Annotated in this window: 15 protein-coding genes and 3 pseudogenes; 11 read left to right on the top strand and 7 right to left on the bottom strand. The window is 69.9% G+C overall.

The annotated features are described in order from the left end of the window. Positions 1-482 precede the first annotated feature (482 nt). Complete coding sequence (locus ACFZDJ_RS30535; protein ID WP_390933610.1) at positions 483-1,976, top strand: protein kinase; 1,494 nt, start codon at positions 483-485, stop codon at positions 1,974-1,976. A gap of 550 nt (positions 1,977-2,526) precedes the next feature. On the opposite strand, the gene ACFZDJ_RS30530 is transcribed toward ACFZDJ_RS30535, so the two are convergent. Further along, positions 2,527-2,802 (bottom strand): hypothetical protein, encoded by a 276-nt coding sequence (locus ACFZDJ_RS30530; protein WP_391063631.1) that lies wholly within the window; start codon positions 2,800-2,802, stop codon positions 2,527-2,529. 86 nt (positions 2,803-2,888) lie between these two features. Beyond that, positions 2,889-3,131: pseudogene (locus ACFZDJ_RS30525) on the bottom strand (transcriptional regulator NrdR); the annotation flags it as partial. Positions 3,132-3,290: 159 nt separating this feature from the next. Here ACFZDJ_RS30525 and ACFZDJ_RS30520 point away from each other — a divergent pair. Continuing rightward, a pseudogene (locus ACFZDJ_RS30520) lies at positions 3,291-3,506 on the top strand (hypothetical protein); the annotation flags it as partial. Here the strand turns inward: ACFZDJ_RS30520 and ACFZDJ_RS30515 are convergent. Continuing rightward, positions 3,500-4,495, bottom strand: a complete 996-nt coding sequence (locus ACFZDJ_RS30515; protein ID WP_391063629.1) for a CAP domain-containing protein — start codon at positions 4,493-4,495, stop codon at positions 3,500-3,502. The pseudogene ACFZDJ_RS30520 and the gene ACFZDJ_RS30515 overlap by 7 nt on opposite strands. A 140-nt stretch (positions 4,496-4,635) precedes the next feature. Here ACFZDJ_RS30515 and ACFZDJ_RS30510 point away from each other — a divergent pair, with 140 nt between their 5' ends. The 4 genes from ACFZDJ_RS30510 to ACFZDJ_RS30495 all read left to right on the top strand — a co-directional run bounded on the left by ACFZDJ_RS30510 (position 4,636) and on the right by ACFZDJ_RS30495 (position 11,147). Then, the gene (locus ACFZDJ_RS30510) at positions 4,636-4,917 is read left to right on the top strand and encodes an acylphosphatase (protein ID WP_054235378.1); all 282 of its coding nucleotides are present in this window, start codon (positions 4,636-4,638) and stop codon (positions 4,915-4,917) included. 382 nt (positions 4,918-5,299) lie between these two features. Then, entirely contained in the window at positions 5,300-5,503 is a 204-nt protein-coding gene (locus ACFZDJ_RS30505) for a hypothetical protein (RefSeq protein ID WP_028802434.1), read from the top strand. A 213-nt stretch (positions 5,504-5,716) separates the two neighbouring features. Beyond that, positions 5,717-9,475, top strand: a complete 3,759-nt coding sequence (locus ACFZDJ_RS30500) for an AAA family ATPase (RefSeq protein WP_391063626.1) — start codon at positions 5,717-5,719, stop codon at positions 9,473-9,475. A 253-nt stretch (positions 9,476-9,728) separates the two neighbouring features. Beyond that, positions 9,729-11,147 carry a sugar porter family MFS transporter gene (locus tag ACFZDJ_RS30495; RefSeq protein ID WP_391063623.1) on the top strand — a complete coding sequence of 473 codons (1,419 nt, stop codon included), beginning with the start codon at positions 9,729-9,731 and terminating at the stop codon, positions 11,145-11,147. Between the two features lie 87 nt (positions 11,148-11,234). Here ACFZDJ_RS30495 and ACFZDJ_RS30490 read toward each other — a convergent pair whose 3' ends face one another. The 3 genes and pseudogenes from ACFZDJ_RS30490 to ACFZDJ_RS30480 form a co-directional block, all read right to left on the bottom strand. Further along, complete coding sequence (locus ACFZDJ_RS30490) at positions 11,235-12,206, bottom strand: LLM class flavin-dependent oxidoreductase (protein ID WP_391063620.1); 972 nt, start codon at positions 12,204-12,206, stop codon at positions 11,235-11,237. 44 nt (positions 12,207-12,250) lie between these two features. Next, positions 12,251-12,713, bottom strand: a pseudogene (locus tag ACFZDJ_RS30485) (cytosine permease); the annotation flags it as partial. Continuing rightward, positions 12,671-12,796 (bottom strand): hypothetical protein, encoded by a 126-nt coding sequence (locus tag ACFZDJ_RS30480; RefSeq protein WP_390933605.1) that lies wholly within the window; start codon positions 12,794-12,796, stop codon positions 12,671-12,673. The pseudogene ACFZDJ_RS30485 and the gene ACFZDJ_RS30480, both read right to left, overlap by 43 nt. Before the next feature lie 239 nt (positions 12,797-13,035). Here ACFZDJ_RS30480 and ftsY point away from each other — a divergent pair, with 239 nt between their 5' ends. Next, the gene (gene ftsY / locus ACFZDJ_RS30475) at positions 13,036-14,244 is read left to right on the top strand and encodes a signal recognition particle-docking protein FtsY (protein ID WP_384911919.1); all 1,209 of its coding nucleotides are present in this window, start codon (positions 13,036-13,038) and stop codon (positions 14,242-14,244) included. 94 nt (positions 14,245-14,338) lie between these two features. Here the strand turns inward: ftsY and ACFZDJ_RS30470 are convergent, their stop codons facing one another. Further along, positions 14,339-15,001 carry a bifunctional DNA primase/polymerase gene (locus ACFZDJ_RS30470; protein ID WP_382182880.1) on the bottom strand — a complete coding sequence of 221 codons (663 nt, stop codon included), beginning with the start codon at positions 14,999-15,001 and terminating at the stop codon, positions 14,339-14,341. Between the two features lie 458 nt (positions 15,002-15,459). Here ACFZDJ_RS30470 and ACFZDJ_RS30465 point away from each other — a divergent pair, with 458 nt between their 5' ends. The 4 genes from ACFZDJ_RS30465 to ACFZDJ_RS30450 all read left to right on the top strand — a co-directional run bounded on the left by ACFZDJ_RS30465 (position 15,460) and on the right by ACFZDJ_RS30450 (position 21,422). After that, entirely contained in the window at positions 15,460-16,935 is a 1,476-nt protein-coding gene (locus ACFZDJ_RS30465) for a hypothetical protein (RefSeq protein WP_385387600.1), read from the top strand. A 337-nt stretch (positions 16,936-17,272) separates the two neighbouring features. Further along, positions 17,273-18,610, top strand: coding sequence for an ammonium transporter (locus ACFZDJ_RS30460; RefSeq protein ID WP_384911925.1), 1,338 nt, complete (start codon positions 17,273-17,275; stop codon positions 18,608-18,610). Further along, complete coding sequence (locus ACFZDJ_RS30455; RefSeq protein WP_054235369.1) at positions 18,607-18,945, top strand: P-II family nitrogen regulator; 339 nt, start codon at positions 18,607-18,609, stop codon at positions 18,943-18,945. Before ACFZDJ_RS30460 ends, ACFZDJ_RS30455 begins: the two co-directional genes overlap by 4 nt. 26 nt (positions 18,946-18,971) lie before the next feature. Further along, the gene (locus tag ACFZDJ_RS30450) at positions 18,972-21,422 is read left to right on the top strand and encodes a [protein-PII] uridylyltransferase (protein ID WP_390933604.1); all 2,451 of its coding nucleotides are present in this window, start codon (positions 18,972-18,974) and stop codon (positions 21,420-21,422) included. Positions 21,423-21,488 lie beyond the last annotated feature (66 nt).

Below are 21,488 nucleotides of genomic sequence, written 5' to 3'. Positions count from 1 at the left end.
GCCGGGTCTGTGACCTGCGGTCATGTAATCGACCAACGCCGCGACCTGCGACTTAGCTGTCGACGGTTGTCAGCGTTGGTTGTTGTCGAGCACCCCCGTACGGCCCAGAGACGGCCCGAGCGGGGGTGCTGTGGTGCGTGCCCCTCGATGCGAACTACGGGCTGGACGGTCTGGGATCCGCCTCGGCAGGTCAGTCGGTCGTCCGAGGCGGGCGGGGTGCTGTCCAACGGTGAGTGGATCAACTTCCCGTGGTCTGTTTTGCCCCCATGCCGTAAGTCTGGCACGCCGATCACACCATCGAAAGATGCGCTGCAAGAGGCCTGTGCCTCGTGGTCGCCTGCGTATGAGGCTCTGATCACGTCATCCGATGGGAACGGTACCCGGCGTCCAGCGTCTCCTTCCATGTGTCGAACGCGATCTGCGAACCGCGGACTGCCGGCGTCGACACGCAGAGGACGTGGACGGCCCGTTGGGGGAACGCGGTGGAGCACAGGACGCTGGGGCAGCGGTACGAGCTGGTGGAGCAGCTTGGCCAGGGTGGGATGGGCACGGTGCACCGGGCCGTTGACCACCGCCTGCGCCGTACCGTCGCGGTCAAGACGCTCTCCGCCGAGCTGGTGCGGCAGCCGCAGTTCCTCGCCCGGTTCCAGCGCGAGGCACACGCGGCCGCCGCGCTCAACCATCCCGGCGTAGCGACCGTGTACGACGTGGGCGAGGACGCGGTGGACGGCTTCGCCGTGCCGTATCTGGTCATGGAGTACGTCGAGGGTCGGACCCTCGCCCAGGTACTGGGAGACGGACCGCTGCCGACCGAGCAGGCGGTCGACGCGGCGGGGCAGGTGCTTGAGGCCCTGCGGCACAGCCACGGCCACGGCATAGTGCACCGGGACATCAAGCCGGCGAACGTCATGTTCACCCGGGCCGGGATAGCCAAAGTCCTCGACTTCGGTATCGCGAAGGCGCTCAGCGAGATGGCGACCCGATTGACCGGGACGGGCGTGGCAGTCGGTACGCCCGCCTATCTGGCGCCGGAGCAGATCGAAGGCCGCGACACGGACCACCGGACGGACCTGTACGCGGTGGGCTGCCTGCTGTACGAGTTGCTGACCGGCCGCCCTCCGTACACCGGGGAGTCGCCGTTCTCGGTGATGCACCAGCACCTGGCGCAGGAACCTGTACCACCGTCGCGGCTGCGCCCGGGACTGCCGCCAGGCGTGGACGCGGTCGTGCTGCGGGCGCTGCACAAGCGCCGGGAGGACCGGTTCGCTGACGCGGCGGAGATGAAGGCGGAACTGGATCGAGTCGCGGAGTACGCGCAGATACCCACGGCGCCCGCGATGCCGACCCCGACCGCCATGGATCCCCGTGCTCAGGCGGACCGGCCCGAGCCGGCAGAGGCTCCGCGACACGACCGGGCTGCGAGGCGATCGGATGGGATCAGGTCCCTGGGCCGGGTGGTGTTCCAGCCCACGCCGGAGGGGATGGTCGCACTCCTCGGAAGCACCCTCGCGGTGGTGGTGTCGCGGTCCGAGATGATCGCCACTGAGCACTTCCCCCTGGTCGCGCTGCTCAGCGGCCTCGCGGGGTGTGTACTGCTGCTGTGGTCGGCCCGCCTGGCGTGTGCCGTGGCCTGGGCTCCGGTGGCGGAGGCCGTGGCGGTGTGGTCGGAGTTCTCCCGCGCCAATATGGGCTGGGAGACGCGGTACGTCGTCATCGCCCTGCTGCTGGGGCTCGTCGCCGGGGCGTGCCTGACCGCCGGCTACCGAGACGAGCGCACGGGCGGGTTCGCACTGATGGCGTTCTGGTTCACGGGGCTGACGTCGGTGTGGTACTTCCTCGACGACCTGCGCAAGATCGGCGTGTTCTACGTCCTGCTGCTCGGGGTCTGCCTCGCCCTCGGCGCCCAGACTCTGAAGACCCGTCTCGCCGATTCCCGCAGCCGCGCCGTCTCGGCCCCGGAGCCGGCCGCCCGGTGAGTCGGTCCTGGCTCGCAGGCCCCGTCTTTCGGGTCATGCCGTGAGCGCCAGGCTTCCGGAGAGCGCCGGATCTACATCAACCTATAGGTGAACCTTCGTTGGAGTGCTGCCTGTAGTACGTAAGTCCGGCGAGCCGGTCACGCCGTCGAAAGAAGCGCTCTGACCTGGAGTTTCTTCGACAGGCGTAGAGAGGGCCCCGCGGGCCGCCGCTTTAAGGAGCGAGGTGAGGCGAGTGCCGCTCTGGCCTGCGAACTGTCCAGGTGGGTCGATCGAGGGGCACTCACCCGCCGGCCACTGCCGTTCCCCGGAGTTCCCCTCCGGATCTGGCACGGGTGTGGCACGGGGGACTTCTGATCCGTAGCTCTAGATAGATCGGTCAATGACGGTCATACAGGCCGCACTTCGGGTCTACATGGACGCTACGGGATGGGACCGGTTGCTGTGGTTGCTGTACTTCGCTGCTGTACCGCCGCCTCAGGGCCCGATCCTTCGTCCCGGCTGACTCTGTTCCGGGGCGCAGGGCACGAGGTGGATGCCCTGGCACCCGCCCCTATTCGTTGATGTTGGTGTCAGCCGCTGATGTCAGCTCGTCGCTCCTGCGGATGCGGTGTCGACGCAGCCTCTGAACTACGAGCCCCGCCAGGCTGACGAGTACGCCGCTGACAACGTTGATGGCAAGATCCTGGATCAGTGATCCCATGAAGGCGTGGGTGCGCTCAAGGGCCGGACTGCGCACCGCGCTCCTCGCGTGCGGAATCAGACGGATAAAGCGACGACGCTGGATCAGCCCCGGCCCGAAGCAGGAACCAGCGGGAACGGCGACCATGCGCCATTCCTGCTGGTGTCAGTCTCTTGGAGTACCGGGTGACGGCAGATATAGGGAGCCAGAGAGCATCTCTTCGATCTGCGAGATCGGGCATGTGCATCGACAACGCGCAGGCGTCGTTGCGCTGCTGTACGAACGCCAGTCATCACGGACTGCCTTGAGAAAGGTTCCGTGACCCCGGCCCGGCTCAAGGCAACGAGCGAACACGTCTCAACCGTCGTGAACCTTCGCCGGCAGTCCGAACACTGTCGTCGCCGCCTGATCGAACCGTTCTCGTCTTCTCGCAAATCCACGACCACCGTGGACGCTGAACAGAAGGGGCACTGCATGAGCTCCTCCTCGATCAGCGCATGGGGACAAGGCCACTGTAGGACGGGGACGGGCTCCGTGTGGGGCGAACCGGGACAATGCACGGCCAGGTCGGTGAAGTCTCATGACTGATGCAAGCCAGCGGGACGCCGCGCCCTCCCCCGCCCATCGGGCGGGGGCTTGATGCGGGGGAGAGCATCAAGGCGCTCAGTGAGTACCTGGGACACCATGATCCCGGCTTCACACTGCGTACGTACACGCACCTGATGCCGTCGAGCGGGACCCGTACCCGGGCCGCCGTCGATCGCGTCTTCAGAGACGGTGAACCTGCGGATGACGGCCCCGAGACGGCCCAGGGCAGTGAATGGGGCGCTGACCTGCGGTTATCTCAGTAGCCGAAGTCCTGCGTCCACCAGGGGCCGCCGGTGCCGAGGTGCACACCCACGCCCAGGGTCTTGAAGTCGCAATTCAGGATGTTGGCGCGGTGGCCGGGGCTGTTCATCCAGGCGTCCATGACGGCGGCGGCGTCGGCCTGGCCGCGGGCTATGTTCTCGCCGCCGAGGCTGGTGATCCCGGCCTTGGCCGCCCGGTCCCAGGGGCTGAGCCCGCTCGGGTCGGTGTGGTCGAAGAAGTCGCGCGTGGCCATGTCCTCGCTGAAGGCCTGGGCGAGGTCGGACAGGGCGCTGTTCGCCGCCACCGGACTGCAGCCGACCTTGGCCCGCTCGTCGTTGACCAGCTTGAGCACCTCGGTCTCGGCCGCCGTTTGGGCGGAGACGTCGACCGGGGCGGTGGTCTTGGGCGCCTTGGTCTTCGAGGCCTGACCGGGCGGAGTCGCGGGCTTGTTCCCGTTGGCGGACTTGCCCGGCTTGGTGGTGGTGGGCGCCGGGGAGGGCGCCGTCGTCGGCGCGGCCGGCGAGGTCACGGGAGTGGTCGACGCCGGTGCCGAAGCCGAGGGCGACGCGGAGCGGTCGGCGTCACGGCTCGTCGACGTGCCTTCGCGGCCGTCCGCGCTCGCACTGCCCGACGTACCGCCCTGCTGGGTCTCCTGGCTGGACGGGGACCCCACGGCCTGCACGCTGTCGGAGTTGTTGCTGCCACCACCGAGCGAGTAGTTCTCGGTGCCGGGCAGCACGCCGGAGGCGACGGCCACGGTGCCCAGTGCCACGGCCGCGGAGACGCCGAGCAGACCCGTGCGTACCGGCGTCGCGGTCTTCCGCTTGCGGTGCGAGCGGGCAGCGGCGGTCGGCGGGAGGTCGGCGACGGCGGCGTAGCCGTACAGGTTCTCCGGGCCGTAACTTTCCGTAAGGGGTCCGTGGTTCTCCGTGACCCCGGTGGTGCGGCCCGTGGCGGCGCGACCGGCGGCGGAGCGTCCGTGGCGTCCCATCTCCTGGCCTTCCTCGTTCTTGGTCAGCGTCCCTCACTCGAAAGAGTGAGTTTCATATGAGACTCATTGGGTCGGGACGGTACCGCATGGCGGGAGGGGAGGAAGTGCTGCGAGAGACTTTGTCCGGTTAGCGTGCACCCATGAACGAGGTTGTACGGCTGGTCGTTTGGGTGCGCGGACGTGTCCAAGGTGTGGGTTTCCGCTGGTTCACGCGGGCCAAGGCGCTGGAGATCGGCGGCCTGAGTGGCTTTGCTCTCAATTTGGACGACGGACGGGTCCAGGTGGTCGCGGAAGGAACCCGGGCCGGATGCCAGGGTCTGCTCGACTGGCTCCAGGGGGACGACACACCCGGGCGTGTGGACGGAGTCACTGAGATCTGGGACACGCCCCGGGGGATCTACGACGGCTTCGCGATCCGGTGACGGCGACGTGCGCAACGCCCCTGGCGGAAGCGGTATGGCATGCCACCGGCACCTGCCAGAAGCAGAAATGACCTGGTGGTTGCCAAGAACGGCTCGGCGTGGCAGGCTCCGCAGAGAAGGATGATCTCCAGGCCCCCGGGCCCCGCAGGAGTCGCAGCGCCAGCCGTTCGAAGGGCCGCGCGACAGTGGGTTGCCCGCCGATACGGGGCGTGATCGTGTTGACCGTCAAACTTTTTGGTGAGACGCTGAAAGCCCCGCGCACCTTAGCTGTTTGGCATGTGGAACCGCAGCAAAAATTTAGTAAGTGTCAAGCATCGCGGGTGCGATTCCCTCACGACCCACACCGCTTCGGTCGGTCACTCAGTGTGGAGGACCATCCATCATGGCAAAGGCGCTTCTCGGTTACGTCGGCGGTTCCGACCCGCGACTCATCGCCGAGATGCGACGGCTCCAGCAGCGTGTACAGGACCTCGAATCCGAGCTCGTACGGATTCAGGCCGAGAACGACGCGCTCGCGGCTGCCGCTTCTCACGACTCGCTTCTCGAGAGCATCGACGTACCCCAGGCGGAGCCTGCGCTCACCTGACCACTGCACCGCACTACGACAGCAGTGGTTGGGCTGCCCGTGTCAACCGCTAAGTTGTCAGCTGTCAGAATTGCAAGGGACGCCTCTTCGGCGTCCCTTCTTCTTTCCCCCGCGTGCCCTCCCACTCTTTAACGTCTGGTGTGCCCTGCACGTTCATGGGTGAAACCGTGGGTTCATGGAGTGAGACCAGCCCGAAAGGTAGAGTCCGGCGGCGTGCACCTCAAGGCCCTGACCCTGCGCGGGTTCAAGTCGTTCGCCTCGGCGACCACGCTGCGGTTCGAGCCGGGCATCACCTGCGTCGTGGGCCCCAATGGTTCGGGCAAGTCCAATGTCGTGGACGCCCTGAGCTGGGTCATGGGTGAGCAGGGGGCCAAGTCGCTGCGCGGCGGCAAGATGGAGGACGTGATCTTCGCCGGCACCACCGGGCGGCCGCCGCTCGGCCGGGCCGAGGTGTCCCTGACCATCGACAACTCCGACGGGGCGCTGCCCATCGAGTACGCCGAGGTCACCATCACGCGGATCATGTTCCGCAACGGCGGCAGCGAGTACCAGATCAACGGTGACACCTGCCGTCTCCTCGACATCCAGGAACTGCTGTCCGACTCCGGCATCGGCCGCGAGATGCACGTCATCGTCGGACAGGGCCAGCTCGACTCCGTCCTGCACGCCGACCCGATGGGCCGACGCGCGTTCATCGAGGAGGCGGCGGGCGTCCTCAAGCACCGCAAGCGCAAGGAGAAGGCGCTGCGGAAACTGGACGCGATGCAGGCGAACCTGGCCCGCGTCCAGGACCTCACCGACGAACTGCGCCGCCAGCTCAAGCCGCTGGGCCGGCAGGCCGCCGTCGCCCGTCGCGCCGCCGTCATCCAGGCCGACCTGCGCGACGCACGCCTGCGCCTCCTCGCCGACGATCTCGTACGACTGCGGCAGGCGCTCCGGTCCGAGATCGCCGACGAGGCCGCGCTCAAGCAACGCAAGGAAACCGCCGAGGCCGAACTGAAGAAGGCGCTCCAGCGGGAGGCCCTCCTGGAGGACGAGGTCCGGCAGCTCACGCCCCGTCTCCAGCGCGCCCAGCAGACCTGGTACGAGCTCTCGCAGCTCGCCGAGCGGGTGCGCGGCACGATCTCGCTGGCCGACGCGCGGGTGAAGAGCGCCACTTCGGCGCCCGCAGAGGAGCGGCGCGGGCGCGACCCCGAGGACATGGAGCGCGAGGCGGCGCGGATCCGTGAGCAGGAGGCCGAGCTCGAAGCGGCCCTGGAGGCGGCCGAGCACGCCCTGGAGGACACGGTCGCGCACCGGGCCGAACTGGAGCGCGAACTCGCCGCCGAAGAGCGCCGCCTCAAGGATGTGGCCCGCGCCATCGCCGACCGCCGCGAGGGTCTGGCCCGCCTCAACGGTCAGGTCAACGCAGCCCGTTCGCGGGCCGCCTCCGCCCAGGCCGAGATCGACCGGCTCTCCGTCGCCCGTGACGAGGCCCAGGAGCGGGCGTTCGCAGCGCAGGAGGAGTACGAGCAGCTGAAGGCCGAGGTCGACGGCCTGGACGCGGGTGACGCGGAACTGACGGAGCGGCACGAGGCGGCCAAGCGTGCGCTGTCCGAGGCGGAGGCCGCGCTGAGCGCCGCCCGTGAGGCGGCCACGGCGGCCGAACGCAGGCGCGCCGCCACCCAGGCCCGCCACGAGGCCCTCGCCCTCGGTCTGCGCCGCAAGGACGGCACGGGGGCGCTCCTGGGGGCCAGGGACCGCCTCACGGGGCTCCTCGGCCCCGCCGCCGAACTGCTGTCCGTCACCCCCGGCCACGAGGTCGCGCTCGCCGCCGCCTTCGGCGCCGCGGCGGACGCCATCGCGGTCACCACCCCCGCCTCGGCGGCCGAAGCCATCCGCCTGCTGCGCAAGCAGGACGCGGGCCGTGCGGCCCTGCTGCTGGCCGGGGCTCCGGAGGAGGCGGGGGTACACGAGACCAAGGGCATCGACGGCACCGGCCAGCACCGGGCGGCGGGTGACAAGGCTTCCGGTGCGGTGCCGTTCGGCGGTCACCCCGACGGGCGTGACGCATCCGGCGGCGCGGGACCTTCCGCGGCCTCTCTGGGCGACACGACCGCAAGAGCCGCCTCCGGGGCCCTGAATCGGAACGCCACCCCCGGTGACGTGGCGCCGCGGACGGCCCCCAGCGGACCGCCGTACGCCGCCGACCTCGTCCGTGGTCCAGCCGAGCTCATGCCCGCGGTACGGCGGCTGCTGCGCGGGATCGTCGTGGTCGGCACCCTCGAGGACGCCGAGGACCTGGTCTACGCGCGGCCGGAGTTGACCGCGGTCACCGCGGAGGGCGACCTGCTCGGAGCGCACTTCGCGCACGGCGGGTCCGCCGGGGCGCCCAGCCTTCTCGAAGTGCAGGCGTCCGTCGACGAGGCGGCTGCCGAGCTCGAGGAGCTCGCCGTGCGGTGCGAGGAAGTCGGCGCGGCGCAGCACCGGGCCGCCGAGGAGCGGGGGGAGCGGGCCGCGCTCGTCGAGGAGTTGGGGGAGCGACGGCGGGCCGCCGAGCGTGAGAAGTCGTCCGTGGCGCAGCAGTTGGGGCGGCTGGCCGGGCAGGCGCGCGGCGCGGCCGGGGAGGCCGAGCGGAGCACCGCCGCCGCGGCGCGGGCGCAGGAGGCGCTCGACCGGGCCGTGGAGGAGGCGGAGGAGCTGGCCGAGCGGCTCGCCGTGGCCGAGGAGATGCCCGTTGAGGAGGAGCCCGACACGGCCGTACGGGATCGGCTCGCCGCGGACGGTGCGAACGCGAGGCAGACCGAGATGGAGGCCCGCCTCCAGGTGCGCACGCACGAGGAGCGGGTGAAGGGGCTCGCGGGACGGGCCGACGGGCTCGACCGGGCCGCGCGGGCGGAACGTGAGGCACGCGCGCGTGCGGAGCAGCGGCGGGCGCGGCTGCGGCACGAGGCGGCGGTCGCCGAGGCCGTCGCCTCCGGAGCGCGGCAACTCCTCGCGCACGTCGAAGTGTCGCTGCGCCGGGCGGAGGAGGAGCGCACCGCCGCCGACACGGCCAAGGCCCGCCGTGAGCAGGACCTCGTCGCCGCGCGCAACGATGGCCGCGATCTCAAGGCGGAGCTCGACAAACTCACGGATTCGGTTCACCGCGGCGAGGTACTCGGTGCCGAGAAGCGGCTGCGGATAGAGCAGCTGGAGACGAAGGCGCTGGAGGAGCTCGGTGTCGAACCGGCGGGGCTTGTCGCGGACTACGGTCCGGACCAGCTCGTGCCGCCCTCGCTCCCCGCCGAGGGCGAGGAACTGCCCGAGGACCCGGAGCACCCGCGCAACCAGCCCCGGCCCTTCCACCGCGCTGAGCAGGAGCGACGGCTCAAGTCGGCCGAGCGGGCCTACGCACAGCTGGGGAAGGTCAATCCGCTGGCGTTGGAGGAGTTCGCCGCGTTGGAGGAGCGTCACAAGTTCCTCAGCGAGCAGCTGGAGGACCTCAAGAAGACGCGGGCCGATCTGCTGCAGGTGGTGAAGGAGGTCGACGAGCGTGTCGAACAGGTCTTCACCGAGGCGTACCGGGACACCGCACGTGAGTTCGAGGGTGTCTTCAGCAGGCTGTTCCCGGGAGGGGACGGGCGGCTGATCCTGACCGACCCGGACAACATGCTCACCACGGGGGTGGACGTCGAGGCGCGGCCCCCCGGCAAGAAGGTGAAGCGGCTGTCCCTGCTGTCCGGTGGGGAGAGGTCTCTCACCGCAGTCGCACTCCTTGTGTCGATCTTCAAGGCGCGGCCCAGTCCGTTCTATGTGATGGACGAGGTGGAGGCGGCGCTCGACGACACCAACCTGCAGCGGCTGATCCGGATCATGCAGGAGCTGCAGGAGGCCTCGCAGCTGATCGTGATCACGCACCAGAAGCGGACGATGGAGGTCGCCGACGCGCTGTACGGCGTCTCCATGCAGGGCGACGGTGTGTCGAAGGTCATCAGTCAGCGGCTGCGCTAGATGCATGTAGTGCACACCGGTCGCGACCTGGGCTTCTAGTTGAGTTCAAGTAGTGAATGCATCATGACCGCTTGGGTGCGAAAAATTCACAGCTGTCGAACTGTTGACTTCGAAACTTGAAGGCATAGTCTCTGCAACGTTGCTTTTACCTTCAGGTGGTGGCAGGCGTGAAGTTGTGTGCCACTGGTACCACCACCGAAGGGCTTGCCCCCACACCCCCGGCAGCGAGGCCGGGTGGCCCGAGGAGTTACACGTGACCAGCACCGCGCAGGCACCCCAATCAGGAGCCAGGACGGCTCATCCCGAACATCTCGGGCATGTCATCTTCATCGCGGCGGCGGCCGCAATGGGCGGCTTCCTGTTCGGTTACGACAGCGCCGTGATCAACGGTGCCGTCGAGGCCATCCGAAGCCGCTACGACATCGGCTCGGCGACCCTGGCCCAGGTCATCGCCATCGCGCTGATCGGCTGCGCCATCGGCGCCGCGACCGCGGGTCGCATAGCCGACCGCATCGGCCGCATCCGATGCATGCAGATCTCCGCCGTCCTCTTCACGGTCAGCGCCGTCGGTTCCGCGCTGCCGTTCGCGCTGTGGGACCTCGCCTTCTGGCGCATCATCGGCGGATTCGCCATCGGTATGGCCTCCGTCATCGGCCCCGCCTACATCGCCGAAGTCTCCCCGGCCGCGTACCGCGGACGCCTGGGCTCCTTCCAGCAGGCCGCGATCGTCATCGGCATCGCCATCTCGCAGCTGGTCAACTGGGGCATCCTGAACGCCGCCGGCGGCGACCAGCGCGGCAAGCTGATGGGCGTAGAGGCCTGGCAGGTCATGCTCGGCGTCATGGTCATCCCGGCCGCCCTCTATGGTCTGCTCTCCTTCGCGATCCCCGAGTCGCCGCGCTTCCTGATCTCCGTGGGCAAGGAAGACCGCGCCCGTGAGGTGCTCAAGGAGGTCGAGGGCGACAGGATCGACCTGAAGGCCCGCGTCGCCGAGATCGAGCACGCCATGAAGAGCGAGCACAAGTCGACCTTCAAGGACCTGCTCGGCGGCAGCTTCTTCTTCAAGCCGATCGTCTGGGTCGGCATCGGCCTCTCGGTCTTCCAGCAGTTCGTCGGCATCAACGTCGCGTTCTACTACTCCTCGACGCTGTGGCAGTCGGTGGGCGTCGACCCCTCGGAGTCGTTCTTCTACTCGTTCACGACGTCGATCATCAACATCATCGGCACCGTGATCGCGATGATCTTCGTGGACCGGATCGGCCGTAAGCCGCTGGCCCTCATCGGTTCCGTCGGTATGGTCATCGGTCTCGGACTCGAGGCCTGGGCCTTCTCGTACGACCTCGTCGACGGCAAGCTGCCGGCGACACAGGGCTGGGTCGCCCTCATCGCCGCGCATGTCTTCGTCCTCTTCTTCGCCCTGTCCTGGGGTGTCGTGGTCTGGGTCTTCCTCGGCGAGATGTTCCCGAACCGGATCCGCGCCGCCGCCCTTGGCGTCGCCGCCTCCGCGCAGTGGATCGCCAACTGGGCCATCACCGCGAGCTTCCCGTCGCTGGCCGACTGGAACCTCTCCGCGACCTACGTGATCTACACGATCTTCGCCGCGCTCTCCATCCCCTTCGTGCTCAAGTACGTCAAGGAGACCAAGGGCAAGACGCTGGAGGAGATGGGCTGAGCCTCCTGAAGAGGCCCCAAGACTCGAGGAGAAGGGCCAAGTCCCCGCTGCCCCTCTCCTCGTACCCGTAAGACGTACTGCCCCGGCTCAATCCCCGAGCCGGGGCAGTACGTCTTCGCAGAACAGGTGCAGGCTGCGCCAGCCCTCGTCGACCGGCATCCCGCCGGACAGCGGGTGCAGCACGTGGTTGTCGAGACCCTGTGCCACGCACTGGTCGGGCGTCAGGATCCGGTACACGCCCTCCGCGCGCAGTTCCCCGACCGTCGTGGCAGCCGACTTCACCGCCGAGCGGATGTCACCGGACTGCCAGGAGGCGTACGTCCGCGCCTCGTGCAGGAAGTGCCCGCCGTACTCGGCCCACGCCCGGTCCGGGTCCTCGGCGATGTGCAGCAGAGGGGTCTCGGCGGCGGGCATCATGGTCCAGCCCTCGGTGCCGTACTCGACGAGTCGCTCCTTGTAGTACGCCTCCAGCTCGGGGAGGTGCGCGCTGGGGAAGAAGGGGAGCCCGAGCCGGGCGGCGCGCCGGGCCGCGGCCCTGGACGAGCCGCCGACCAGCAGCAGCGGGTGCGGATCGGAGAACGGGCGCGGTGTGACCCGTACCGTACGGTCCCGGTAGGTGAACTCCTCGCCGGTCCACGCCTTCAGCACCGTCTCCAGGAGCTCGTCCTGGAGCGCCCCGCGCCGCTTCCAGTCGACGTCGAAGAGGGCGTACTCCTCGGGCCGGTAGCCGATGCCCGCGACGGTGACGAGGCGGCCGCCGCTGAGCAGGTCGAGCACGGCGATGTCCTCGGCGAGGCGCAGCGGATCGTGCAGCGGGCCGATGACGGCGGAGACGGTGACCGCGAGATGCCGGGTCGCTCCGAAGACCGCGCCCGCGAACGCGAACGGCGAGGGCAGCCAGTTGTTGGCGACGCCGTGGTGTTCCTCGGTCTGCACGGTGGTGATGCCGCGGTCGTCGGCGTAGGCGGCCATCTCGATGGCCGCCTTGTAGCGGGCACTCAGCGACGCGGGGGTGGCGGCGGGGTCGACGAGGTTGAAGCGCACGACGGTTACGGGCATGGAAGCCCCCCTTCGGTGTGGAGGGGACGGTAGCTGACGGTACGTCAGACAGCCATAGTCGCGGACCCTTTCGCGGGCTGTTCCGCGGGCGCCACCGCGGGCTTCGGCAGCACCACGTACAGCAGGAAGGAGACGGCGACGGTCGCCACCCAGCCGAGGCCGTATTCGCCGACGGGGTTGTTCGACGCCGGCGGACCCGTGAACCAGCCGGAGGTGCTGAACAGCAGGCCCGAGCCGAGCCCGAGCGCCCACGCGGCGACCGCGGCCGGGCCGAAGCCGCCCCGGTACCAGTGGGCGCTGGTGCGCGTGGTGTCGAGCAGGGCCCCGGCGTCGTACCCCTCGCGGCGCAGCATGCAGGTAGGGCACCGCGATCCACAGCGGCAGGATCGTGCCGAGGAAGGAGACCGGGTCGGCGGCCGAGGGGAGGTCCGGCGTCGAGCCCGCCATCACCGCGCCCATCAGGATCAAAGGGAGTACGACAGACCCACCAGGCCGTACGACACGACCGGCGCCGCGAGGCCGACGGCCAGGGCCTGCCAGAAGTTGAGTCCGAAGGAGACGCCCGGCGTCGCACCCGTGGTCAGTGACACGTCGATGTCGGCGGCGAGGGCGTGTCTCGGTCCACGGTATGGGCCGTGACACGCCCTGGGTACGCTGCGCGCACCCGACGCGCCCTTTCCCATACTGGGCGCGTTGTGACTCCACCCCTGAGGGGCTTCCCGGCCGACGAGAGGTCGGGTGGCGGGCCGGCCCGACCCGTAGGACATGCAGCCCCACACGGACAACGAACGGTCGTGCGGGTGGTCACGCACGCCATACTGGGCTTGTTATGGAAACCGTCATCCTTGCTGTAGTCATCGCCGTGGTCGTGATCGGCGCACTCGGCGGGCTCGTCATCGGCAGTCGCCGCAAGAAGCAGCTGCCCCCGGCGCCCCCCACCACGCCCGACATCACCGCCCCTCCGGCCGAGCCGCACGTCGGCGAAGAGGCCGAGATCCCGCACGACGAAGAGCGCCGGACGATAGAGGAGGTGGATCTCCCGGACGGCTCGGCCGCGCCAGTCGTCGTCGAGGAACCCGCACCCGTTGTCGAAGCCCCCGCGATCGAGATCCCGGAGCCGACCGCCGGGCGTCTGGTGCGACTGCGTGCCCGCCTCTCCCGCTCGCAGAACGCGCTCGGCAAGGGGCTGCTCACGCTCCTCTCGCGCGAGCACCTCGACGAGGACACCTGGGAGGAGATCGAGGACACGCTGCTGACCGCCGACGTCGGCGTGCAGCCCACCCAGGAGCTGGTCGAGCGGCTGCGCGAGCGCGTGAAGGTGCTCGGTACGCGGACGCCCGACGAGCTGCGCACCCTGCTGCGCGAGGAACTGCTGCAGCTCCTCGTCCCCGAGTTCGACCGGACGGTCAAGACCGACTCGAACCTCGACACCCCGGGCATCGTGATGGTCGTCGGTGTCAACGGCACCGGGAAGACCACCACCACCGGCAAGCTCGCCCGCGTACTCGTCGCCGACGGCAAGAACGTGGTGCTCGGCGCCGCCGACACCTTCCGTGCCGCCGCCGCCGACCAGCTGCAGACCTGGGGCGAGCGCGTTGGCGCCCGTACCGTGCGGGGCCCCGAGGGCGGCGACCCCGCCTCGATCGCCTTCGACGCGGTCAAGGAGGGCATCGAGGAGGGCGCCGACGTCGTCCTCATCGACACCGCCGGACGACTTCATACCAAGACCGGGCTCATGGACGAGCTCGGCAAGGTCAAGCGTGTCGTCGAGAAGCACGCCCCGCTCGACGAGGTGCTGCTCGTCCTCGACGCCACGACCGGCCAGAACGGTCTGGTGCAGGCCCGCGTCTTCGCCGAGGTCGTCGACATCACCGGCATCGTGCTGACCAAGCTCGACGGCACCGCGAAGGGCGGCATCGTGATCGCGGTCCAGCGCGATCTGGGGGTGCCGGTCAAGCTGGTGGGTCTGGGCGAGGGCGCGGACGATCTGGCGCCGTTCGAGCCGGAGGCGTTCGTTGACGCCCTTATCGGAGAGTGACCCCCACCTCCCGAAGTCGGTAGGTGGTTCAGGAAGCGTCCGCCCCCGAGATGCGGTTCGGGGGGCGGACGCTTTGCTGTGTACGGCGTTGTCGCTACGCGCGCGACCGGTGCGCCACGTACGCCAGCGTCCCCAGCAGCAACCGTGCCTGCGGCGGCTTCGTCGCCGAGTCCAGGGCGGGGGAGCGCAGCCAGCGGACCGGACCGAGGCCGGCGCGGTCGGAGGGCGGGGCGGTGACGTACGTACCGGGGCCGAGGCCGTGCAGGTCGAGGGAGGCGTCGTCCCAGCCCATCCGGTAGAGCAGCTCGGGGAGCTCGGCCGCGGCGCCGGGGGCGACGAGGAAGTGGGCGCGGCCGTCCGGGGTCGCGGTGACCGGCCCGGTGGGCAGTCCCATCCGCTCCAGTCGGACGAGCGCGCGGCGACCGGCGGCCTCGGCGACCTCGATGACGTCGAACGCGCGGCCGACCGGGAGCATCACCGCGGCACCCGGGAACTCGCCCCAGGTCTCGGAGACCTCGTCGAGCGTGGCGCCCGCTTCGAGCACCGGTGCGAAGTCCAGCGGATGCGCCCCCGGCGCGGGGCAGCCGGCCTTGCCACAGGAGCACGCGCCCGCGGCGGCCCGGGCGCCGGGGATCACGTCCCAGCCCCACAGCCCGGTGAACTCGGCCACTGCGGTGCACTCCGACGAGCGGCCGCGGCGACGGGTGCCGGGCCGGCTTTCGCGCATCCCCCGACTGCTGCCGATCGTGAAGCCCATGCCCCCTCCAACGGGTCCGACGCACCGACGGTTACGCCATGAACGCGGAATGTTACTCAGTGTGTTCCCGTTCTCGGATGTCACGTGATTGGCGACGCGATCCCGGCGGCGCCCGGAAGCGTCCCGGGTGGTGCACCCGGCGGCGCGCGCCCCTGAATGCATCGCAGCGCCACTTCTGGCTGTCCTATGTCAAGTGAATCGCGTACAGGCGATCAGGAGTTCATTCGAAGGGGTGGCGAATGGTGGCGTTTCCGGGATCGCCATGGCTGGACGCGTGATCGTAGGATTACTTTGAGTGCACGAGCCCTGGGGACGTATGCACTCGTGGGTATGCCGGAGGCAACTCGGCTTCCCGTTCGAAGGGTGAGAACTGCCGGACGCGCGGCCGTATTTACCGGCATTCTGATAGGGCTTGGCGCACGCAGCGTACAAGTGGTCTCAGGGATGGGGGCGTTCCAGTGGGCGGCAACGGCGGAAGCGGTACGAACGCTGACAAGCGCCCGAATGAGCTGTTGGGCTCGTGGTTCGTGCGCAGTGGCTGGTCGAAGGGCGAGCTGGCGCGGCAAGTGAACCGAAGGGCCCGCCAGTTGGGGGCCAATCACATCTCCACGGACACCTCCCGGGTGCGCCGCTGGCTGGACGGCGAGAATCCGCGCGAGCCGATTCCGCGGATCCTGTCCGAGCTGTTCTCCGAGCGGTTCGGCTGTGTGGTCGCCGTCGAGGACCTCGGCCTGCGCGCCGCCCACCAGTCACCGTCCGTGTCGGGTGTCGACCTGCCCTGGACCGGCCCGCAGACCGTGGCGCTGATCAGCGAGTACTCGCGCAGTGACCTGATGCTGGCGCGGCGCGGCTTTCTCGGCAGTTCGCTGGCCCTCGCCGCGGGCCCCGCCCTCATCGAGCCCATGCAGCGCTGGCTGGTGCCCTCGCCCGCCGCGCCCCAGGAGGAGCCGGAGTCCCCGGCCGCCGCGCGCCGCCCCGGCCGGCTCTCCCAGCCCGAGCTGGACCTCCTGGAGTCCACCACGGTGATGTTCCGCCAGTGGGACGCCCAGTGCGGCGGCGGTCTGCGCCGCAAGGCGGTCGTCGGCCAGCTGCACGAGGTGACCGACCTGCTCCAGGAGCCGCAGCCCGGGGCGACCAGCAAACGCCTGTTCAAGGTCGCCGCCGAGCTGGCCGAGCTGGCGGGCTGGATGAGCTACGACGTGGGGCTGCAGCCCACCGCGCAGAAGTACTTCGTGCTCGCCCTGCACGCCGCCAAAGAGGGGGGCGACAAGCCGCTGGGCTCGTACATCCTCTCCAGCATGAGCCGCCAGATGATCCACCTCGGGCGGCCCGACGACGCGCTCGAACTCATCCATCTGGCCCAGTACGGGAGCCGTGACTGCGCGAGCCCGCGCACCCAGTCCATGCTGTATGCGATGGAGGCCCGGGCCTACGCGAACATGGGCCAGCCCGGAAAGTGCAAGCGAGCCGTCCGGATGGCCGAGGACAGCTTCGAGGACGTTCACGAGTGGGACGACCCGGACCCCGACTGGATCCGCTTCTTCTCGCTGGCCGAGCTGCACGGCGAGAACTCGCACTCCTACCGCGACCTGGCCTACGTCGCGGGCCGCAGCCCCACGTACGCCTCGCTCGCCGAGCCCCTGATGCAGCAGGCCGTCGACCTCTTCGCCAAGGACGGCGAGCACCAGCGTTCGTACGCACTCAATCTCATCGGCATGGCCACCGTGCACCTGCTGCGGCGCGAGCCCGAGCAGGGTGCGGTATTGGCCAAGGACGCAATGGCGATCGCCAAGAAGGTGCGCTCCGAGCGCGTCAACACTCGTATCCGAAAGACGGTCGACACGGCCGTCCGCGACTTCGGTGACCTCGCCGAGGTCGTGGACCTCACCGAGCAGCTCGCCGTCGACCTTCCCGAGACCGCGGAAGCGGTCTGAGCGCGGGCCGCGGAAGCGGTCCGATCCCAGTACCCCGGCCACGGCCGGTCGTCCCGAACCGCCCGACTCGGCTCCCCCATGCCAGGTCATCGGACGACCAGCCGTGGCCGGTTTGTTTGCCTTCTGGGAAGGTTGCGCCACGATAACGATCGCTCCGCCCGGTATCAGCCAGTTCATGGAGGCGTAACACACGAGGTGCCTTCGTCACTGCGGCGAAACATCGAGGGGCGTCGACGGAAACCGCGCTGCGTCAATCTCATGGCGCATAACCGGCCCACCCCTCATGACCGCTCAGGCTTCGCCCGCACGGGGCCGTACCAACGACGAGGAGACGCCGATGGCACCAGCCATCACGCTAGCCGCAGAAGCTCCCAAGCTCTCGGCCGCCAACACCGGGTTCATGCTCATCGCTTCCGCCCTGGTGCTGATCATGACCCCCGGCCTCGCCTTCTTCTACGGAGGCATGGTCCGTGTCAAGAGCACCCTGAACATGCTGATGATGAGCTTCATCAGCATGGGGATCATCACGATCCTGTGGGTGCTGTACGGCTTCTCGCTCGCCTTCGGCACGGACAAGGGTTCGTTCATCGGCTGGACCTCGGACTGGGTCGGCCTCAGCAACATCGGCCTGACGGAGCTGTGGCCGGGCTACACCATCCCGATCTTCGTCTTCATGGTCTTCCAGCTGATGTTCGCCATCATCACGCCCGCGCTGATAAGCGGTGCGCTGGCGGACCGGGTGAAGTTCACCGCGTGGTCGCTGTTCATCGCGCTGTGGGCCACGGTCGTCTACTTCCCGGTCGCCCACTGGGTCTGGGGCACCGGCGGCTGGGCGTTCGACCTCGGCGTGATCGACTTCGCCGGTGGTACGGCGGTCCACATCAACGCGGGTGCCGCGGCGCTCGGCGTGATCCTGGTCATCGGCAAGCGCGTCGGCTTCAAGAAGGACCCGATGCGTCCGCACAGCCTCCCGCTGGTGATGCTCGGCTCCGGTCTGCTGTGGTTCGGCTGGTTCGGATTCAACGCCGGTTCGTGGCTCGGCAACGACGACGGCGTCGGCGCGCTGATGTTCGTCAACACGCAGATCGCCACCGCGGCCGCCATGCTGGCCTGGCTCATCTACGAGAAGATCCGCCACGGCGCGTTCACCACGCTGGGCGCCGCCTCCGGCGCGGTCGCCGGTCTGGTCGCCATCACCCCGTCCGGTGGCGCGGTCTCCCCGCTCGGCGCGATCGCCGTCGGTGCCATCGCCGGTGTCGTGTGCGCCATGGCCGTCGGCCTCAAGTACAGGTTCGGCTACGACGACTCCCTCGACGTGGTCGGCGTGCACCTCGTCGGCGGTGTCATCGGCTCCCTGCTGATCGGCTTCTTCGCCAGCGGCAAGGGCCAGTCCACCGTCGAGGGCCTCTTCTACGGCGGCGGTCTCACCCAGTTCTGGAAGCAGTGCGCCGGTGTCTTCGCCGTCCTCGGCTACTCCCTGGTCGTCTCCGCGATCCTCGCCTTCATCATCGACAAGACGATGGGCATGCGGGTCACCGAGGACGAGGAGATCGCCGGCATCGACCAGGCCGAGCACGCCGAGACCGCATACGACTTCAGTGGAGCGGGCGGCGGCATCGTCGGCGGCTCGGTTTCCGCCCTCGCGGGTACGGAGAGCAAGAAGGTGGACGCATGAAGCTCATCACCGCCGTCGTGAAGCCCCACCGGCTCGACGAGATCAAGGAGGCCCTGCAGGCCTTCGGGGTGCACGGTCTCACGGTCACGGAGGCCAGCGGCTACGGTCGGCAGCGGGGACACACCGAGGTCTACCGTGGTGCCGAGTACACCGTCGACCTGGTCCCCAAGATCCGCATCGAGGTGCTGGCCGAGGACGACGACGCCGAACAGCTGATCGACGTCGTCGTGAAGGCGGCCCGCACCGGCAAGATCGGTGACGGCAAGGTGTGGTCCATCCCGGTCGAGACGGCCGTCCGGGTCCGGACCGGCGAGCGCGGCCCGGACGCGCTCTAAACAAAGAAAAGAACAGGAGCCACTGGGTGACGAGTACGGGCATGCGTACGGAAGCAGAGGACTCGGGACCCAGCGGCTACGCGGCGGCCCGGCTGCGCCTCCTCCAGGAGGGGGCGCAGTCCGGGCCGCCGCGCCGTGCTGCCCTCGCCCAACTCACGGACGAGTGGCTGACCGGCTTGTTCAGCGCCGGTGCCGAGGGTCTGCGCGGCGTCTCGCTCGTCGCCGTCGGCGGCTACGGCCGCGGCGAACTCTCCCCACGCAGCGATCTCGACCTGCTGCTCCTGCACGACGGCGCCGACTCCGGCGCGGTCGCCGCCCTCGCCGACCGCATCTGGTACCCCATCTGGGACCTCGGCCTGGCCCTCGACCACTCGGTGCGTACGCCCGGGGAGGCGCGCAAGACCGCGGGCGGGGACCTCAAGGTGCAGCTCGGCCTGCTGGACGCCCGCCACATCGCGGGCGACCTCGGCCTCACCGCCGGACTGCGTACGGCCGTCCTCGCCGACTGGCGCAACCAGGCGCCGAAACGTCTCCCCGAACTCCAGGAGCTGTGCGCCGAGCGCGCCGAGCGCCAGGGCGAGCTCCAGTACCTCCTGGAACCGGACCTGAAGGAGGCTCGCGGTGGCCTGCGCGACGCCACCGCCCTGCGTGCCGTCGCCGCCTCCTGGCTCGCGGACGCGCCCCGTGAGGGCCTCGCGGACGCCCGGCGCAGGCTCCTGGACGTCCGTGACGCCCTCCACCTGACCACCGGCCGCGCCACCGACCGCCTCGCGCTCCAGGAGCAGGACCAGGTCGCCGCCGAACTCGGACTCCTGGACGCCGACACCCTCCTGCGGCAGGTGTACGAGGCCGCGCGCGTCGTGTCGTACGCCAGTGACGTCACCTGGCGGGAGGTGGGGCGCGTGCTCAAGTCGCGTGCTGTGCGGCCACGGCTGCGCGCCATGCTCGGCGGCGGTGCCAAGCCTGCCGTGGAGCGCTCACCGCTCGCCGAGGGTGTGGTCGAGATGGACGGCGAGGTGGTACTCGCCCGCGCCGCGCGCCCCGAGCGTGACCCCGTACTCCCGCTGCGTGCCGCGGCCGCCGCCGCGCAGGCCGGGCTCCCGCTCTCCCTGCACGCCGTACGGCGCATGGCCGCCGTCGCGCGTCCACTGCCCACACCCTGGCCCGCCGAGGCCCGGGAGCAGCTCGTCACGCTGCTCGGCTCGGGCCGCCCGACCATCGAGGTCTGGGAGGCACTGGAGGCCGAGGGCCTGATCACGCGGCTCCTGCCCGACTGGGAGCGGGTGCGCTGCCGCCCGCAGCGCAACGCCGTACACATCTGGACCGTCGACCGCCATCTCATCGAGACGGCCGTCCGCGCCTCCGAACTGGCTCGCCGCGTGGGCCGCCCCGACCTCCTGCTCGTCTCCGCCCTGCTGCACGACATCGGCAAGGGCTGGCCCGGCGACCACTCCGTCGCCGGCGAGATCATCGCCCGGGACGTGGCCGCCCGCATCGGCTTCGACCGCGCCGACGTGGCGGTGCTCGCCACCCTCGTACGCCACCACCTGCTGCTCATCGACACCGCGACCCGACGCGACCTGGAGGACCCGGCGACCGTCCGGTCGGTCGCCGAGGCCGTCGGATCGCAGGGCACCCTCGAACTGCTGCACGCCCTCACCGAGGCGGACGCGTTGGCCACCGGGCCCGCGGCCTGGTCCTCCTGGCGCGGATCGCTCGTCGCCGACCTGGTCAAACGGGTCGCCGCCGTGCTCGCCGGAGACGCCCCCGAGGAGCCGGAGGCCGCCGCGCCCACCGCCGAGCAGGAGCGGCTCGCCATCGAGGCGTTCCGCACCGGCGGCCCCGTACTGGCACTGCGCGCGCAGACCGAACCGCCCACCGAGGAGGAGCCCACCGGCGATCCCGAGCCCCTGGGCGTGGAACTGCTCATCGCCGTACCCGACCAGCCCGGAGTGCTCCCCGCGGTCGCCGGTGTCCTCGCGATGCACCGCCTGACGGTGCGCACGGCCGAGCTGCGCGCCCTGGACCTGCCCGACGGCGTCGAGGGCTCGGTGCTGCTGCTGAACTGGCGGGTCGCCGCCGAGTACGGCTCCCTGCCGCAGGCCGCCCGGCTGCGCGCCGACCTCGTGCGCGCCCTGGACGGCTCCCTGGACATCGCGGCCCGGCTCGCCGAGCGCGACGCCGCCTATCCGCGCCGCCGGGGCACGATCGCGCCGCCGCCCCGGGTGACGGTCGCCTCCGCCGCCTCCCGCCACGCGACGGTCATCGAGGTCCGCGCCCACGACGCTCCCGGCCTGCTGCACCGCATCGGCCGGGCGCTGGAGGACGCGAGCGTATGGGTGCGCAGCATGCATGTCTCCACCCTCGGCGCCAACGCCGTGGACGCCTTCTACGTGACCGGCCCCAAGGGTGCGCCCCTGCCGGCGGAGGAGGCGGTCTCGGTGGCGCGTGGGCTGGAGGAGATGCTGCGGGGATGACCTCGTGGCAGATGCCGCGGGAGTGACCTCGCGGTCTTCTCTCCGTCCATCGAGTGCGGTCCCTGT

The sequence above is a fragment of the Streptomyces sp. NPDC007896 genome, assembly GCF_042959425.1.
Classification (GTDB): Bacteria; Actinomycetota; Actinomycetes; order Streptomycetales; family Streptomycetaceae; genus Streptomyces.
Note: the sequence above shows the minus strand (reverse complement) of the source record. Positions and strands in the feature narration are given on the sequence as shown.